This is a genomic window from Amycolatopsis sp. Hca4, assembly GCF_013364075.1.
Lineage (GTDB): Bacteria > Actinomycetota > Actinomycetes > Mycobacteriales > Pseudonocardiaceae > Amycolatopsis.
In genome coordinates this window covers 7,269,584-7,287,650 of record NZ_CP054925.1, presented here as the reverse complement: position 1 = coordinate 7,287,650, position 18,067 = coordinate 7,269,584, and the positions used below count along the sequence as shown (strand labels likewise).

Annotated in this window: 11 protein-coding genes, 1 tRNA gene and 1 pseudogene; 5 read left to right on the top strand and 8 right to left on the bottom strand. The window is 62.0% G+C overall.

What is annotated here, in order from left to right; genetic code table 11:
* Positions 1–14 precede the first annotated feature (14 nt).
* From HUT10_RS32940 to HUT10_RS32920, 5 genes are read right to left on the bottom strand one after another with little or no spacing between them, the layout of a single operon-like run.
* Positions 15–4,991, bottom strand: coding sequence for a DUF87 domain-containing protein (locus HUT10_RS32940; RefSeq protein ID WP_176174751.1), 4,977 nt, complete (start codon positions 4,989–4,991; stop codon positions 15–17).
* Positions 4,984–6,633: a hypothetical protein gene (locus HUT10_RS32935; protein ID WP_176174750.1), complete on the bottom strand. Its 1,650-nt coding sequence runs from the start codon at positions 6,631–6,633 to the stop codon at positions 4,984–4,986. The genes HUT10_RS32940 and HUT10_RS32935 overlap by 8 nt, the downstream gene beginning before the upstream one ends.
* A complete protein-coding gene (locus tag HUT10_RS32930) occupies positions 6,630–10,418 on the bottom strand; it encodes a protein kinase (protein ID WP_176174749.1) in 3,789 nt (1,262 codons plus the stop codon). Before HUT10_RS32930 ends, HUT10_RS32935 begins: the two co-directional genes overlap by 4 nt.
* On the bottom strand, positions 10,419–12,026 hold the full coding sequence (locus tag HUT10_RS32925) for a 3'-5' exonuclease (protein ID WP_176174748.1): 1,608 nt from the start codon (positions 12,024–12,026) through the stop codon (positions 10,419–10,421).
* Between the two features lie 10 nt (positions 12,027–12,036).
* Positions 12,037–12,801, bottom strand: a complete 765-nt coding sequence (locus HUT10_RS32920) for a hypothetical protein (protein WP_176174747.1) — start codon at positions 12,799–12,801, stop codon at positions 12,037–12,039.
* 263 nt (positions 12,802–13,064) lie between these two features.
* On the opposite strand from HUT10_RS32920, the gene HUT10_RS32915 reads away from it, so the two are divergent.
* From HUT10_RS32915 to HUT10_RS32900, 5 genes are read left to right on the top strand one after another with little or no spacing between them, the layout of a single operon-like run.
* Positions 13,065–13,340, top strand: a complete 276-nt coding sequence (locus HUT10_RS32915; protein ID WP_176174746.1) for a hypothetical protein — start codon at positions 13,065–13,067, stop codon at positions 13,338–13,340.
* Between the two features lie 18 nt (positions 13,341–13,358).
* Positions 13,359–14,072 carry a DUF6308 family protein gene (locus HUT10_RS32910; protein ID WP_176174745.1) on the top strand — a complete coding sequence of 238 codons (714 nt, stop codon included), beginning with the start codon at positions 13,359–13,361 and terminating at the stop codon, positions 14,070–14,072.
* Positions 14,069–14,194 carry a hypothetical protein gene (locus HUT10_RS51915; RefSeq protein ID WP_303246991.1) on the top strand — a complete coding sequence of 42 codons (126 nt, stop codon included), beginning with the start codon at positions 14,069–14,071 and terminating at the stop codon, positions 14,192–14,194. The genes HUT10_RS32910 and HUT10_RS51915 overlap by 4 nt, the downstream gene beginning before the upstream one ends.
* Positions 14,176–14,865 (top strand): NYN domain-containing protein, encoded by a 690-nt coding sequence (locus HUT10_RS32905; RefSeq protein WP_217709657.1) that lies wholly within the window; start codon positions 14,176–14,178, stop codon positions 14,863–14,865. Before HUT10_RS51915 ends, HUT10_RS32905 begins: the two co-directional genes overlap by 19 nt.
* A gap of 47 nt (positions 14,866–14,912) precedes the next feature.
* Entirely contained in the window at positions 14,913–15,332 is a 420-nt protein-coding gene (locus HUT10_RS32900) for a hypothetical protein (RefSeq protein WP_176174744.1), read from the top strand.
* 209 nt (positions 15,333–15,541) lie between these two features.
* Here the strand turns inward: HUT10_RS32900 and HUT10_RS32895 are convergent.
* From HUT10_RS32895 to glpR, 3 genes and pseudogenes are all read right to left on the bottom strand, one after another.
* Positions 15,542–16,660 (bottom strand): annotated as a pseudogene (locus tag HUT10_RS32895) (IS701 family transposase).
* Between the two features lie 428 nt (positions 16,661–17,088).
* Positions 17,089–17,161: transfer RNA gene (locus HUT10_RS32890), tRNA-Ala, on the bottom strand.
* A gap of 54 nt (positions 17,162–17,215) precedes the next feature.
* Positions 17,216–18,034 (bottom strand): gephyrin-like molybdotransferase receptor GlpR, encoded by an 819-nt coding sequence (gene glpR / locus HUT10_RS32885; RefSeq protein ID WP_176174743.1) that lies wholly within the window; start codon positions 18,032–18,034, stop codon positions 17,216–17,218.
* Positions 18,035–18,067 lie beyond the last annotated feature (33 nt).

Sequence of the window (18,067 nt, the reverse complement as noted above, 5' to 3'; positions counted from 1 at the left end):
GCCTTCCCACCTCGTCACCGTTCCATGAATACCTTCTTGGCCTCCGGAATGTCAGGGGTAGAAACATAGGCTTGTCCAACGGAGAGCTTCTCAAGCGCAAGAGCCATGTCCTGGCCCGCTCGGCCTCGCATGAATCCGGCGACCGTCTTGCTTTGGGGAAAGTTGCAGCGGAATGCCACCTTTGTACCCGCATTGCCGAGCACGTCGCGATGGAAGTCGTCCACACCTTGGCTGGCAACAACGACGGCCACGCCGTACTTGCGGCCCTCCTTCATGATCTTCGGCAGAGTCACATCCTTTGCCAGCCGATGCGCCTCGTCCAATACCACAGCGAGACGCAGCTCACTAGACTTTCCCCAATGGAACATCTCCTGGTAAACCTTGCGTAGCACGAACGCAGCAGCAGCAAGCTGCACCTGCTCCATGAGAGTGTGCACGTCCAGCACCACGCCTCCCGCCAGGAGCGTCCCGAACCGGCCCCTTCCAGCGTCGTCCCGGAACAGGCCAAAGTCGCTCAACGGACGGGTCCGCGCGGCCACGTTGCGCCCGCGCCCCGCGCTTTCCTTCTGCTCGAGGAGCTCGGAAAACTCAACCATGGTCGGCAGCCCGGTGGGGCCCGCCGCGGAGCCGAACCCGTGCCGTTGGTAAAGCTCACGCAACGCTTCGTAGACCACGTTCCTCTGGATCTCACCGAGCCCGCTCACGTAGCCGACAACCTCGGACAGCTCCCAGGCTGCCTGGGCGTATTTTCGATGATCAACATCGGCTCGCAGCTCAAACGGCGAGAAGTCCAATCCTTCGGCGGCGTCCACGACTGTTGCGTCGGCCGCCGGGTCTGCCGCCATATCTCCATGGAAATCCACAACCAGTGCTGGCAACGCCTGGTCAGCGAACGAGTTGAGAATCCTTCGGGTGGTCACCGACTTACCTTGTCCAGGAATCCCGAGGATAAACATATGCGGGCTTCCGGAGGTGCTGATCCGCCAGTTCACCTCGGCCGAGTGGACATCGCGACCGAGCATTACCCGAACCTCCTTGCGGCGGTCCGAATCATTCGACGCTGGTCCTTCTTGTTTAGATGCCTGAGACCGCACAGGTGACGGCACCGGTTCTTCGAAGTCTTCGTCCGACGTCTCCGGTTCAGCAGGTTCGGCTTCAGCGACAGGTCCCTCTTCGACAACTGGTTCAGTTTCGACAACTGGTTCGACTCGCGATACCGGAGTCGACTTAGTCGCTGGGACCGCCGCAACGTCCGCCACCTCCGGACGATGGGGCTTAAGCACAGCGATATCGGCGCTGCGAAGTTCCTTCGGAGTTAGCACATCGATCGCGATCCCACGGTACTCACCGGGAAAGTTCCGCTCAGTGTCATCGAGACTAATGATAAACCCCTGCTTGGAAATTTCCGGAGGGACACCATCCTCTATCCTGTGGAACTGACGTTCAGCAGCAGCCAGATGTTCCCCGCTGAGGCTTCCCATGGCGAATGACCGATTTGCGTGATGACGCAGTATTCCCGCCAGTCTGGCGCGCTGCAAATCGACGTCGAGACGCGGCGGATCGCTGCGGAGAAACCCGTTCTCCAACATCATTACCGTCGCATCCAGCCGCTCGGCAATCAGGTCGGCGACCTGATCCGGCGGCGTTGTTCCTCTCTGCAGCGCGACTTTGACACATTCCAGCTTAACCTTCTTACTGGCGGCGTGTATCAGGATCATATCGCAAAGCCGCAAGTTTTCATCGATAACACCGAACACCTCTTGGTGCGCATCGACAGGCACGATGATCGTGTCGGCGAGCTCGCCGCGTTCATCCAGCCAGGCCAGCAGCGCTGCGAGGCCGGCCGCCTCGACGGCCAGCTCTGATCGACCGATCAAGCGCAGTGCAAGTCGCCCGGAAACCATCTGCATGAGATGCAAGGCGCGGCGCACTGACTGTGTGTCATTCGCAAAGTTCAGATCCCGCATTGCCGTCGACAACAAGCGCTCGATCTCACCTTGATGCTTGGTCGTGACCGTGAGCTGGGGCCCAATTCCTTCCAAGAAGTCCGGCGCGTAGTCCAAAATATATGGCTGGTCTGCGTCAGTGCTCGACGAATACAAGTCTAGGGACAGATTGCGGTCGATCGACAGAACCCAATCGGCACGCTCATGTGCAGCTGCCAGCGCCTTGGTCTCCCTATCACCGAGCGTGACGCGTAGCGCGATACCGCGTTCGGCCGGGAATCCTTGAGCTGCCGCGAGCGCAGCTTGGTGTGCTCGGTGCGCCTCGACGGCGTCTGCAGCGCCGTTCCTGCCCTTCCCATCCTGACTTTCCCGCAGCCGGACAGCCGGCCTGGTCTCCCAGTACCGACCTTCCGACGAGTCCACGGGTCGGCTACTAGTTGGTGTCAGCAGATTGAGGAATGATGCTGTGGCGTCCGACGCCACAGATCCCGCGACGGCATCCACAACCGCAAGATCGTTGACCACACTCAGATGCACCGGTGTGGCGTCTGCCGCTAGATGGTCGAACGGTCGTACGCTTAACCCGAGCGGAGGTTTGAGGTAAGACCGCGTGCTTCCTACTCGGTATCCACCGACCGCCTGCTGCAGGTCGGTCAATGCAGGCAGCGGATCTGTATTGGACAGCCGGGTGCTGTAGGTCATCACCTCGGCTCGACCGGTAAGCCTTGCGGTATCGGCATCCGTTTCGCCGTCAGTTAGCACCGCCTGGCGCAGTGCCTGAGCGAGCAGCTCACCAGATCCCGGGTTGATAGCGAGCAACCGGATTGCGTCCGGATGAGAATGGGTCTGCCGATAGTTAACGATTCGATCTGCCAGCATCCCCGGAGGCACGTCAGCCGCTACGTCTCGTCGGTCAATGCCAAGCACGTCGAACACTGCCTGGATTGCGATGCCCGGCTCCCGCTCGTCAGGGGCAAGGTAGATTCCGGTGCCGACCGTCGCCTCCCGCGCATGCACGAAAACGGGGCTGCCTGTTGCCAGGCCAGGTACAGCGAACGGCAGGTTGGCTGGGCTCACCCGACGGATCAGCTCAGCGTCCACCATCGTACGTCGCCGCCCTACTTCTGGCCCGTTGCCAGCGAGTTCGCGTGCCCAGCCAGTCACCGTCTTGTCATACTCAGATAGCCACGACAATCGGAGGGGGTGAAACGGTAGCACGACCACCGCATGAATAGGGTTGCCGCCTGCGATCGAGATATTCAGCGCCAGAGTGTCCATCACCAGCAGAGCGTCGCGGTGCGTGGAGTCCGCGACCGCCCTGTCCAGGGCACGAGTGTACGTCTGACAGTAGGCCCGTACCTTGTCTCGCAGTTCGGTGTTCCACTCAAGGGACTCGACGATGTTGCGCGGCTTGTGCTCGCCGAGAAGGGCGTGCACCTCCCGGCGCAGCTTGAGCAGCGTTGGAGGCAGCTTGTCCTCGACCACCTCGATATCGGCAGGTTCGAGCACCGCACCCATCCGCCCAGAGGCGCTGAACGCGGTCGCTTGCGTCGCTTGCGTCGTTTGACCGAACAACTCGCGTTGCAGGTTGACCAGTACTGGGCTGACCCCAAGTAGCACCGTACGCCGGCCCCCTAGTCGCAGCGATGCTGCAGAATGCGTTTCATCCAGGCTATAGGAGTCCTCCGTCAGATCGTCCTGTCCACCGAGCACCGCATCGAGTTTGCCGAGAGCAAATGCCCATGCCGACGCTCGGCGGGTATCCCCGGTGATCAAGTCAGCTTCCCAGCGTACTGTGAACTGCTGGCTTTCGTCCCTCGCGAACTCATCGTCGCCGGTCCTCAGCAACACCGGCTGGCCTGCGGTGTCCAACCCAGTCACCCGCACCACAAATAACGAGCCTTGCTCTAAGTCGGCCTCATCCAAGTCCATGGTCACCGTAGCCGTGCGTCGAGCTCCCGCAACAGTGATCTTGGCCTTCGGTTCGGTGCCCTCCTCGCCATCACGCATATCTTTCGGCGGCAGCACCTCGATCAGCCAGCGACTAATCGCGTCAGTCTTCGCCGGAAGTGTTTTCCAGCTTACCCGCACTACGCAAGGAGCATCTTCGCCCGCCTCTGTGTACGGCAGATCACCTGCTTGTTCCTGCTTGAGACGCGAGGCCCTAACTACCGCGCCATTCTTGTTGAGGAACGGATCCACTCGGACTTGGTCTACAGCTACGGTTTCGGGCTCGGTCAACGGCCACTGTTCGAAGCTGAGCCCGGACTCGGCGATCAGCTCAGCGGTCCAGGAACCGGGATTAGACAGGTCTCGTGATGAACTCGAGAGGAACTCGGCAAGCTGAGCACGGACTGGACCGTCCATCAGCCTAGCCTTGCTCAGTCGGTCAGCGACCGAGGCGACAGCCCTGGCTGGCCGGCTGATTTCCTTAACACAGTCTCTGTTGTGCTCCAGCCGACCAAGCAGTTCAGGGCCACCGAGATCCGGAATGAGACCAACGGTCGGCAGTGCAGCACCAATAGTGCGCCAGTTGGGCTCTGCACTAACCATTGCGACGTAGCGAGCCCAAGCCTCTACCGGTCGCCGCTTACCCAGCAAGTCAGCGATCTTAAACACGCCCATCCGCACGCCATTTTCGGCAGGCAGTTCGTCAACGAGCGCTTTGCTCGCGCCGCGCAGCAGGCTGACCACGTCTTGGCGCTCGAAACTGTTGTCGAGCGAGCTGGCGGCCGCGCCAGTCCCCACCGGCACCAACAGCACCAGCTGGCGTCGTTTCCGGTTGCGCAGCTCGACAGCCCGCTCGGCGAGGATAAGCAGGTCTCCGTCCGCTTGTTCGGCCCGATCCACAAGAACATGGACATCGGCTTCACCAGCGTCGAGGTCTCGACGCAGAGTAATCACCAACCGCTCGGCATCACCATGACGTAGGTTGTCCACCCGGACGCAGTGGCCAGGTTCATGATTCTTCGATTGCTGGGCCAAGGCGGCTGAGATCCGGTCGACGATCAGGTCAGGCAGCGGCGCGCCGATTGAATCAGACATCACGGTCCCCCAGTGGATGACGAACGATCTGTTCGGAAAAGTCGTCTGACAGGCTGTCGAAACAGCCGAGCAGCTGCAGCCTGCGCTTGAACGCCGCGAGGTTGGCCGCAGCCGCTGCACGCGCCTCGGCACCATCTAGGAACGCAGGAGGACGATCGATCAAAATGCCGAATCGATGCCGTAGCTCATCTAGTAGCTGCCGCAGCGGCATTGTCGGCCGATAGGACTGTTGGTTGCGGACGAACACAGCCAGCAGCAATATCTGCAGAAGTTCGTCACTTGGCGCATATCGCCATGAGCGGCGGCTTTGCGAAGCGCCAGTGAGAATTCCATACTGCTTTCGCAGACCTCCAACTGAATAAAACCATGAAACCGTATTGCGGGTGGCTTTATCGTGATTGACAAACTCCAGCACATCAAGAAGTTTGTCTAGCTCACTCTTGTGAGACCGCTGCACTTTGTCAAGAAATCCGGCTTCGTCCTCAGTTAGATTCTCGTTGTCTTGCGCATTCGTCGACTTAATGTCGTAGAGCTGACTCGTGGCGAAATAGGCCACTTCGCGGTGCGTACGCAGATCGGCAAGTTGAATGAGTTTTTCTGGTCCATGAAGCGCCTTGTGCCGCTCCAGCTCGTCTGACATTCGCTCGACCGCCTTGTCGACGATCATGAACGTCATGCGGTCCCGGAAGACGAGCCTGATCTGGTTCAGATCTCGCTCCACGCACTGTCGCGAGATTTTGTCGGACTCGTCGTCGATGCCACCTGTGAAGTCACAGTACAGCTCAAGAGGCGAATCCGGATCCGCCTCTGTCATGTCGGCCGGCGCTTTTCCCGTGCGCAACAGTTCCTGACCAGCTGCATTGATGCGTAGGCTGAGCGTGAACAAGCCAAGAGCGAGAAGCCCAGCGAAGGTAGACATCAGTGCTGCAGTCGGCAACCGACCAGAGTAGACACATAGATGTGCCAGAAGCATTTTACCGAGTTTGTCCGTGACCCCAGGCAAGGGACTGTTCAGGACCTGTGACTCCGGCTTGAAGCCGCGCACATCACCCATCTCGAAGCCTTCGAGGAAGCGAAACTCCAGCAGCGCACTGATGTCGAGCTTGTCCGGCTCAGCCAACTCAGGCTCCCACTTCGGCGCAGGACCGATCCGCAATCCATGGCCGAGGTTATCTTCGATTATGCGCCGGAGCTCACCATCAGGATTGTTTGTGCTTTTTCGAGCTACTTCGGCCCGAAGGAGCTGATAGGTGACATCGTCGATGAAACGGTGCCGGGATCGAGTTCTCGGCACGCCAGCTCGGTAGGCCGCCAATGTTATCGGAGCAACCGACAGCATCTGCTCTTCGCTGTGCGATTTTCCCACCGTGCCCATGTCAATAATGCATGAACGCAACCATCCGTCCACCAACGCAGACGCGTTCGGCGATTCGAAGCCAACCATGTATTCACTGGACAACAGTCGGTCGCGATAACCAGGGTAGTCCCGCTCATTAGTTAGAATGCGCGTTGGACGTCCGCCCTTGACACAGGCTTCGAACAGATGGGGAAGGACACGGTCGACATCAGTGTCCGCGGTGGTGAACATAGTCAAGGGTGGGTACAGGTACGTCTTCACTGTTTTCGGCAGCTCGATGGTCACGAAACGTCCTCCCGTACGATCCGGCCGTCTTTGGCCACTGCCTTCAGCGAACGACCGGAGCCGTCGATAACCCGCACCGCCCGGGCGGGCTCACGACGCAGCCGATTACCGAACCCAGTTACCTCTTGCCGGACAGCTTCCGAGGCGAGATCGCCCAGGATTTCGCCGTCTGCCGCACGCAACAGCACCTCGGCCGTATCCAAGTTGATACGCAGCGCCGCCCCAGAAGAGTGACGCAATACCAAGAGGTCGGGGAACGACTCGATGTACGGCGAGCGGGCGCCATCGGCGGCCAGCTCGAACTCTGTCGCGTCCAGTTCCTTGATCACGACGATAGCGCGCACTGCAGGCGCGTCGTAGGACTGGTCCCGCAATGCCAAACCCGTACCCTCGTAGCCAACAAACCCTAGTACTCGGGACAGCCCGGTGATGAACCTGGGCAGGGCCCGTTCTGGGGCAGAAAGCGCATCGAGATACTCAGCGAAGTGGCGGTAGCCGCGTACCTCCGTCCGCCCGGTTTCGCTGCCCCACTGGCCGAGGAACAACGCTCGCTTCAGTCGCCGTATGTCGGACTCCGCGATCTTGTTCAGGTCAGGTAGCACGTCGACCCTGGCGCGTGCTGTACGAACCGCACCAGGAGCGGGTAGCTCCGCTGGATCCAACTCTGCCCATTCTTGTAGCAGGTTGTCACCACTGACGCCGCCAAAAGCGAGACCGGCCAGCAGTCGGTCGTCGGTGATCGGGTCTGTCCCGCCCTCCCGCTGGGCATGGACCTGTTCACAGGACAAATCACCGGTAATCAGCCAGGCGAACGCAGAGCGGACGTCTCGCACAGTGGCACGCCGCCGGCGGCGCAGGTGACTGGTGAGTACTAGCTCTTTGACTGCGGCCTTAGTAGACGTAGTGCGAAGGTCCAGAGCGTTGCGCCGGATCGGGCAGCCGTTCCTCGCGGTGCAGTCGGCGCATGCCACCCATCTTGAGTCAACGGTAAAAAGGTCCAGGATCGCCTCTGCCAGACTTAATGTCTCGCTTTCGGGTGTGGCTAGCGCACGACGTTTCAGATCCACCAGCACGACTCGAGAACTTAGATCTGTGTCGACCCGGCGTTGCCGCAGCAGTTGCTCCGCAACGTCCTCATGCAGATCTGCGTGGTCGGTGAAAAACTGCGTGACGCGACCATCGTTCGCAGCGATCAACACAGTACGGCGCTCCGGGTCTTCCCCTTGGCCTGTATCCAGCGCCTGCAGGAGCATCTCGTCCGACGACAGCGGATAATTGGATTCCGACGCATCGTATACCGCGACGAAGGTGTGACCATCGAGCTGTTTGCGCCAGCCGGCGTCGTCTGCTCGCAACGTCTCGGCCCGCAGGTTGTCCAGCGCGTCGCCAACCTTGACCAGGAACGACGTCTTGCCGTCGCCAGGGTTACCGCTCAGAACGACGACATCCAGTTTTCGATCGAGGATCGCCGGGAGCAGCTTGGTGTCTAGCCAGGTTGGCGCATATGTCTCGTGTGCGAACTTATTGTCAAGGCCGCGGTTTCCACCGTTACCGAGGCCACTTTCCCTGTACAGGCTGCGAAGCTCCGCGACTGTAGGATTGACTCGGCGGTGGTCGCCTTCGGATACTGCATTCGGTTCAGCGATGAGCCGCACGAATTCCGCCGCGCTTTGCGGCCTATCAGCGGGATCGTAAGCGACACCCCGATAAAGTGTATTAAGGAAGGCTTCGCCAAAGCGCTGACGCTGGTCCGCGGCTGGCGGGACCAGCGTCCTCCGGCCAGCCAAATCCGGGCTCGCGTATGGATAGCGGCCAAGCATTGCGGTCAGGATAGACGCAATGGCGCTATAGATGTCGGCAGCTGGCGACCAGCTGCTTCGTTCCCACACTTCGGGCGCGATGAACGGTGGCGAGCCGACCGCCGAGCGGGCTGTGGTGGCGGGTGCCGCCAGACCGAAGTCAATTAGACGTGCGCCGCCATCTTCACGCACGATAATATTAGACGGACTGACGTCGCGGTGATACAGCTCCTGCTGATGCGCGTCGTCGAGGCCAGAGAGCACGTCCATCGTGATGCGGCGAAACTCGTCGCCAGTCATCTGCTTGCTCGCCACGATCTCCTTGAGCGTGGTGCCCGGCACGTACTCCTGAACCAGCACACCTGGCTCAGGGACTGGTAGCACGTCATACACCCTCGCGCAGTAGCGGCTGCGAAGCGAGTCGGCAGTCCTGAACTCCGCCTTGGTTTGCTCCGGTGATACTCGATCTCGCCTCAGGTATTTGAGCGTACGTTCTCCACCAGCTTGTTCGTCGGCGGCCAGCCAAGTTACCGCCCACGCGCCCTCGCCCAGCTGGCGCCGCAGTCGGTACCGACCGGCGACTAGCGTGTTCGCCACCGGGATCGAGGCGTCCGCCGCAATCGCTGAAGCCGTAGCGGTGGTCGGCGCGGTCGCGGTCGCCACCTCTACCGCCTCGGGACGCTTGTCGTAATCGACGGAAAGGCAGCGGGCCAGCAACTCACCGATTCCTGGATAGGCCGCCGCTTGTTGCCTTACTAGATCATGATCTGGGGTCTCGTCCTGATCACCATAGATCCACTGCACCAGGCATAGCGCCAGGCTGTAGACATCGTCCTTTTCACCGAAAAACTCCATAGTGGCATCCGGTGCGCGGTACGGCGTCGACGGATGGTCGTCTAACAGGTTCGGGGCGATCGTCTCCATGCTGGGAATCCGAGCCCGGCTAAAATCGCGAAACCGGACCCGGTTTTCACCTGTAACCTCGATGTAGCGTGGCCGAAGTGCACGATGCATGATTTCCTTGGCATGCACGGACTTGAGAGCGGCGAACGCGTCGTGCACGATCGGCGTGGCGATCTTCTCCGGTACTCGGCCGGCAGAGTCAACCTGTGTCCGACGCTCACCAGCGAGCTTCCACAAGCTGGTTCCGCTCATGTCAGGCATGATCGGAGTGACCCTGTAGCCGTTCCAGTCGAACCAGTCGCGCACCTGCCAAGTTCGGTCCTCTTTGGCAAGCAAGGCGAGAGCGTCATGCTCACGGATGGCGAGCAGTTCCGCCGCCGCTCGATCAGGTGCATTGACAACCGGGACACAGTACAGGAACGTCAGCTCGCCCGCCGGGTTGTTTCCGGCATACACCCGAGCATTACCCTCGACGCCGATTAGACCCGTTACCCTGTACTGCATGATTTGCGCCGGCGCGTCGGCCGGATCTCTGCGATCGAGGCCGAGCAGATAGCTCATGACACTCGCCCGTAGCGCGGCCACTTCGGCCGGCAGCGCAGCATCTCGTGTGGTCAACATTGCGCTAGCCGCGTCCAGCGTCACCACCTTGTCGATACCGAGATCTTCCTGCCCGGACAGGTTGATCGACCGGTGCGACATGACTACGTGGCCGGTGACTGGGCGAATCCCGCGGGGCAGCCTAGCCTGCCCCGCCGTCCACCCAGCGATTTTGGCTCGCAGTCGGCCAGCCAGCACGCGCGCTGCGTGCGCCACCTGGTCGACCGGGTTGGACCGCTGCTCACCGTTGACGTACCAGGCCACTTCGCCCGCCGCCACATGCGGCCCCCACGACTTTTCCTCACAAACATAAACGCCGTTTTCGCCCACAACGATCAGATCGAGGTCGACGGGATCGGTGTGAGTCGGGATCTGCCGTCCGGCGATGACGTCCCAGTCCACAGGCAGCTCGCGAGCAAGTCTTTTAGCGGTGTACTCTTCGCCTGGCCCGTGCCAGTCGCCGAGAACATGTAGCTGCGCCATTCAGCTCACCTCCGCGCTGTCGTTGCACCGGTAGTCATCAGGCCAGGTCCAGTATCGTACGTCGGCTCCCAGCGCGGCCAACCGGTCAACGTGTACCGTAGATCTTGTATAGGTGATCAGCAATTGATCTTGAGCGCGAGAGGCTCCAACAAAACCAACACGTTCTCGTTGTCTTGCTATCTCGTCAGTCCCCCGCGGAAGGTCTTCCAATCCGACCAGTAACACAACTGGAAACTCGTACCCTTTTCCTGAATGTACGGTGATCACCTTCACAGTAGGCGTGCTGGGATCAAATTCCATGGCGTTCTTCTTGTCGAACACCTCGAAGGGAACACCTGCCTTGGTCAACGCGGTTCGAAGTTTACTTAGCCCTCTCCATCGCGTGAGCAAAACAGCAATATCGCCAGGCTGCCGCTTTCGCTCACGCAGCATCAGAGAAATTTCGCATGCGACACATTCGACTTGAGCATCCTTCGAGTCCGCCCAGATCAGATCAACTGGTTCACCGTCCGGCGCACCGTCGATCCCCACCACTCGCTGTTCGGTCAGCGAGCCTGCTGCGCGCAGAACCTGCCTCGTGCTGCGATAAGGTCGCTTTAGCACGTACTGGACGACTTCATGACCGTACAAAGCCAAATCCAGATCGCTGTCTCGGTACAGACCCTGCGCGTGGTCGCCAGCGAGCAACGCGCCACCCCGAGAGGGCCGGACTGCAGCCAACGCGAACCGAAGCCAGGCTGCGTCAAAATCCTGCAACTCGTCGACAAGAAGTGCATCGATCGTTTGAGGTATTCCGCGCTCTTGCGCTTTCTGGAGATCGTTGGCCGCGTACTCGCCCCCGCGCAGGTCCATTCGAAAGCCCAGCTGGTGAGCAAACTTTCCGACAGTGGTCACGGTGACATCCGGGTCGTTCACTAACCGCGTGACATACGGCACCAACGCGCGATTATAGACCAAAATTGTCACCTGCCACTCCGGGCGAACGCGGCGCAGCTCCCGCGCGCGGGCTGCGAGAAGCAACGTCTTTCCGCTGCCTGGCGGCCCGGTCACCGTCGCAACGTCGGCGATCGGCGCCAAAGCGGCGGCCGCCTGCACCGCGTCAAGCTGAATACGTGCTGCGGCACGGTCTACCGCGCCCGGGTCGATAGCACCGGTCCGGCCTTGCCTACTGAACACCACCGACGGCGCAAGGCGGTCGACGATGGCCATAAAATCGGCCCCGTCGATCGCGCGACGAGGCAGGTGATCCGGCCAGTCCGGATCAGCGAGGTCACGACGCGAGAGCACAATCCGAGTCGACGACGACCGAGCGCGATCGATCAGCCGCACGTTTGCGGCCCCAAGGACAACGGCGGCGCCTATCATCGGCTCACCTGTACCACTAAGGGTCTCCCGCAGCTCCGCCCGCTTCCGGTTCAGCGCTACCCACGGTCGGCGGTCATCCAACGTCGCCCCTTCCGGCTCGAGGTCGATGGCGTACACCCCCGCCTTCTGGTCGACGAGAACCATGTCAGGTCGGTCTGGCCCGTCGGCCACGATCAGCAAAGTGCCCGGACGGCCAGAGACCACAGACGCAGCCTCCGCCAGCACCGGATCGATCGGGTTCATCAGCAGCCTTTCAACGCTCGCTATGCGTTGGCGAATACCGTCCGAATATTTGCTGCTCTTCGCTCAACGTCGATAGCGCGGCCGCGGCGTCCTCTCGTTCGGCGCGGTCCTTGGGAGTAATTCGACCGAGCTCTTCCTGGATCGCCTCGCGGGCCGTCCTTTGGTCGACAACTTGACCGATACCTGGTACGCCGACACCCATCCGAACGAGAAGCTCTGTCAGTCGGTTGCGCCGCAGTTCTCGCGTGACCTGCAACACGTCGCTACCCGGACCTAATGGTTCGACGATCGCGTCGAGCAGCACGATCATCACTTGAAGCATGTCCACGCGCGCCGACCGGGTCCCAAGTATCCGTAACCACGCGGGCCAGGTTGACAACGTCAGATGTCCGCGAGCCGGGAAAAGTTGCGTGGTCAGGGCTGGCACCACCCACATAGATCGAGTGCTGCTTTTGGCCCGATACGCACGCATTTCGTCTCGGCGGATGCTCGCGAGTGCGCGTGGCGCCAATTCCGAGCCGAAACGCGCTCGGTGGAACTCAGCTATCAGCGCAGGGTTCGCTGGCACGCCCAGTTCGCTCAACGCGTCGATCGCCTGCTGACGAGCCGATGTGCCTGCAACTCCGGTCCGCAACACACGCACAGTTCGCTCTGCCGCGCTTAGTGCCGTGCTCACTCGTTCCACGGTCTGCCGGTCAAGGTTGTCAGACTCGGAGAGAGCAGCCAACTGCCGGAGCAGTTCGTCGACGTCGAGCGGCCTAGGCGCTTCCTGCATGCTCCAGACTCTACCAGACTCTTCCAGCTTCAGTGATTGCTGTCACGTAACTTCATGACGGTGGGCCGCCGTTCTGGACGGCTAGCGTTACGCGGTTGAGTCGCTCTGTTGCCACAGGCTGTTACACCTTGGCCTTGAGCAGTTGCGATACCGATGATCATCTTCATGTGCCACGCGACTCGAGCATCAACCGCAAGCACGTCTGTAACTGCTAGAAGGTCGACAGCGACCTACTACCATCGCGGTCACTGGGGAGGTGCCTGATGCAACGTCAGGCCACATGGCGAGCACTCGCCGTCACGTACGCCATCGTCGCCGGGATGCAGACCTACCTGGCGATCTCAATGGACGCCGCCTGGGCGCGGACGCTCGGGGCCGTCTTCACGTTCGCGGCGGTCGGCTCCGGCTTCGCGGCCTGGCGCGCCCGGCGCATGCCAGGCGACAGCGACCTCATTGAACTGGCCACTCCTGTGCTAGTGCTGATCAGCGGAACACGTAACACGGTCGACTACGATAGCCGTCCCAGGTCCAGGTACTGACACTGCCGAGGGAGCGCCGTGCGGGTCGACGCCAGCGGATTACCCCTCGCCGACGACTACATGTCGCAGCATGCGCTGCTTGACCGGTATGTCCTCAGGGACGGCCAGGCAGCTGCGACCGACGCGCTCAGACGCTACTTCAACCAGGATGCCAAGCTGCCCCGCTACACCGGCCGCTGGTTCGAGCGCTTCGCCGGCGGTGGCGACCGACACGACATCGCCGACACAGTCACCGAAGCAGATGTCCTGGCGCTCAACTTCCTGAGTATCGCCGACCTGGCGAACGTCGCCATCGACACGACGATCACTTGCGAGGCCGAGATCACCGAGCTACTCGAGCAGATCCCGGCCAACCTGGCGATGCACGAGGCGCCATGGACGACGTATGCGCACGGTTCGCCGGCCAGCAGGTTGTGGTGGCTGTTCAAGCGCTGCGGCGGCAAGGACCGATGGGTCACAGCCAACAAGCTGCTGGCCCGGAAGCGCCCGCATCTGCTACCGGTCTATGACAGCCAAGTCAAGGCAGCCCTCGACGCTCCCGGAAGCGTCTGGGCCTGTATGTGGACCTGGTTCCAGGGCGACCCGCGACGGGCCCAGGCAATTGCAGAGCTACGCGGCGAGGCCGGCGGCATCGAGGACATCAGCCTGCTGCGCTGCATAGACGTCATCCTGTGGATGTTCGCGACCGGACGGACAGCCCCGCTGCCTTCGGCGAAGGGAGCGTCGACATGACCGCCGCCACCGGACCCGGCAACGCCGAGCAGGTTGCCGCCTTCATCAAATTCGAGAACCTCGCGATCGGCGCCGCGAATAGTCTCCCGATCAGGCGAATCCGGTGCCGTACGCCGCGCTAGAGCTGGTCTGCCGTGACTTCGGCAACGCCTCGATCCGCCACACCGATGCCGACTGGGCGAAACCGCAGTTCGGCAAGTACCAGCACGACCTCGCCATGAACGGCGTCGACCTGATCCAGATCCAGCGGTTCGGGATCCAGCAGAAGAACGCCGCCGACATCCGGATGGCCGTTGACGCGATGAAAACCTTGATCACGCACCCGGACATTGGGACGTACCTACTGGTGGCCGCGACGGCGACTACTCACCGCTCGTGCAGCGACTGCGTGAGTTCGGCAAGCACGTCGTCTGCGTCAGCACCCGATGCCTCAGCCAGCCCGCGGCTCGTCTCGGTCTGCTCCGAGTACAAGTACTGGGGCACCCTGGTTACCGCCGACGAGCCGAGCGCGAAGCCAACAGTCGAGAAGACATTCGATATCAAGCACGGCGAGGAGCTGATGATCCGAGCAATCAAGCAGAGCAACACGCCAACGCCGGTGGCAGCCTGGCTCAAGGCCAGGATGTTGACTCTCGACTCGGCCTTCGACCAGCGGAACTACGGCTGCCGGAACTTTAAGGAGTTCCTCGGCCAGCTATCTGACGTCGTCGTATTGGAGGGCGGCGATAGATCGGGACACTTGCGGGTCCGTCTTTCGGGGGACGCACCTTCTCCGCAAGGTTCCGCGCATTAATGCCGTGATAGCGACGCGCTCGGCTTCGTCCTCGCCGAAAGGAAAAAGTGCTCCCGCCCGTACGCTGGTACCGTGACCCATATGAGGGACTTAAAGCGCAGCTGCTTGAACTGCGCGAGCTCATCAAGATCGTACCACCCCTAATTCATGCGGATCGCCAACGCAGATGGGAGGAAGCGGACAGGTCAGCAGGTCCTGATGACGAACTGATCGATATCTTCGAAAGTGAGGTCGGCAAGGAAGAAGGCAACGGCTTCGCCGACTACGCGCGAACGCTCTACTCGACAGCGATTCTGACCGCTTGGGACGTCTTTCATGTCTTCTTAGCTCGCTTGCTCGACGAGTCATGCCTGCAATACGAGTTGAAAAACCATCCCGGACTGGCCAAACTTGTAGCCGAGGAGCGACGGACCGGGACCGCCGATTCGATCGGCTCGAAACGGGATACAATGACTTTGCTGGAATAGATTTAAAGAAGCTCGAAACTTGGAAGGTTGTTAGTACTGCAACGGCAGTTAGGTGAGTGGGTAGCCGCGGCGTTTGTAGTGGCTGAGGCGGGCTTGGTGTTGTCGTCGGCGGCGCCAGCGGGACCAGGCCCAGATGTGGTCGGCGGCGTCGGTGACACGCAGGAGGAGTTTGGTGAGGGGGCGCCGGATCTCCGGTAGCGTGAACCCGATCATGCCCGGCTCGCCGACGCCGGTTCCCCTTTTGCGACAAGGGATCGGGAGACGGCGAGCCAGGCGTGGGCGAGCATGGGCAGGGTGATGTGGGCATACCACGCCCGCCAAGATCTGACCTGGTAGTGGTCGAGTCCGGCATCGTTCTTGGCCTGCTGGAAACATTCTTCGATCCGCCATCGGGTCCCGGCGATCCAGGGCAGGTCCAGCAGGGTTGAGCGGCGGGGTCCTTAGCAGACGTAGTAGGGATCTCGGTCGGGTCCGAGAGTGAGCGGCGGGCGAGCAGCCAGTGCCCGCGCCCCGGCTGCCAGCCGATCCCGGTCGGCACCCGCGCCCAGTCGTACTCGCGTGTCCGCGCGCCCCGGCCCCGATCGACAACCGCCGCCACACCCGAGCGGGCAATTGCGCGAGCAGCTCGTCGGTGCGGGCTTCGCGGCCACTGGTAGTAACGAGGGTGTCGTTGACCTTGGTGGCCAGTACGTGCGCCGCATCGTGGGCTTCCAGCCAAACCCGCAGGTACTTGACCTGGCCATACGCCTCATCGGCGGTGATCCAGGCAAAGGGCACCTTCGCGGCGAACGCCTGGGCCAGCATCGCCATCGCCTAGCGGGGCTTGGTCGCGAACTCGGTGCCCTCCGGGATCCCTGCCCGCCGGCACCGATCCGGGTCGGCGATCCACGGCTCGGGCAGATACAGCTCGCGATCGATCAGCGCATGCCCGCGAGACGAGGCATGGGTCAGGAAGGCGCCGATCTGGCAGTTCTCGATCCGCCCGGCGGTCCCGGAGTACTGCCGCTGCACCCCAGCCGAGCGGATGCCTTTCCTCAGAAAGCCGGTGTCGTCCACGATCAGCACGCCGAGGTACTCGATCACGTAGTCCCGCACGTCGTCGCGGACACCGTCGATGTGCCAGTCCGCCCAGCGCAGCAGCCGCTGCATCCCGTCCGGCGAGACCTCACCGGCCTGCTCGGCCAGCGTCCACCCGTTCTTCCGCTCCAACCCGGCGACCAGCCCGGACACATACTCCCGCGCTCGGGCCCGCGGCTCCGACCGCGCAAACCGCCCCGCGATCCGCTCATGCCCAGGCCCAGCTGATCCATCACCACATCGACCACCACAACGATGAGCTACCACAACACCACCAACTGCCGTTGCAGTACTAGGCGAGACCACTGAGGACCTCTCGAAGCTGCCCGACTCGTCGAACTGTGCCTCACCCTGCTCGAGGACCCCCAGGAGCTATACCGGCGCTGCGACGACGAGCAGCGGCGGCTACTTAACCAGGCGCTCTTCGAGCACGTCTTCGTCGAAGACGAAGACGTCACGGCCTACGACTTACGCGAGCCGTTCGCCACGCTGCGCTCAGTCGAAGAGGGCCACCAAAGCGCAAGCAGCGACAAGCCCGATCCTGGCGGTACTGTCACCACACCTACAAACGACACGAGGGGCTTCTCCGGATCCGAAGAAGCCCCTCGTGTCATGAACGATGTCGAAGTGCTACTAGCAAGCATGGACTTAGTCCGGTGTCCTAGTAAGCTCTCCAGTGTGGAGCTGAGGGGAATCGAACCCCTGACCTTCTCGATGCGAACGAGACGCGCTACCAACTGCGCTACAGCCCCTTGGTTGTGCTCGTAGAGCTTAGCAGTGCCCTACGAGCACCTCGCGCAGGGGGGTCACTCTCCGACCGCCCGCCGGTAAGGCCCGGTCCCGGGCTCGTCGAGCTCCTCGAACGCCGGGTCTTCGTCGTCGAGGTCGACGACGACGGCGCTGCGGCGGACGCGGGATGTCGGGGACGGCCGGCGCTCGACCACCTCGCGGCGGACCGGCTCGACGACTTCGACGTCCTCCGGTTCCGCGTGGTCCTCTTCTTCCGGCAGAGGAGCGGACGTGCGCCGAGGCGCGCGGGTGCTGTTGAAGCGGGCGAGCCGGCGCTGCCGGATCTCCTCCTCGATGCGCACCTGACGGCGCAGGTACACGAGGTACCCGACGAGCACGACGTCGACCACGCCGTGGCCCCACCAGGCCAGCGGGACGAGGAAGCCGGCCACGACGCCGGTGATCACCGCGATCAGGAGCAGGATGACGACGACGCGCTGCCGGAAGCCGTACTTCGCGCGGGCCGCGATCTCGGCGGCCTCGGGGTCGAAGCCACCGCGGCCGGGGCGGTAGCCCGGCCGGTCGCGTTCGGCCCGTGAACCGCGTTTCGGCTGCGGGAGCGGGTCCGGTTCGGGTTCCGGCTCGTCGACGTCGTCGTCGAGCTCGAGCTCGGCTTCCAGCTCAGCGAGGTCGTCCTCGACCGATGGCCGGGACTTCCCGGGATCGTCGGACATGGCGAATTCCTCCCGGTCTTCGTTGCGTCCACTGCGCACGACCCTGGCCGCGAGCGCCGAGTCGGCCGTTCTCGCGACCTGCTGCCGCCGTCGCGCGACCATGGGCACGAGTACGACGAGCCATGCCGCGGCGAGCGCGACGATGATCACGGAGCTGGGCATCTCCCGTCACCTCCCCCGATCCTTCCACCACGA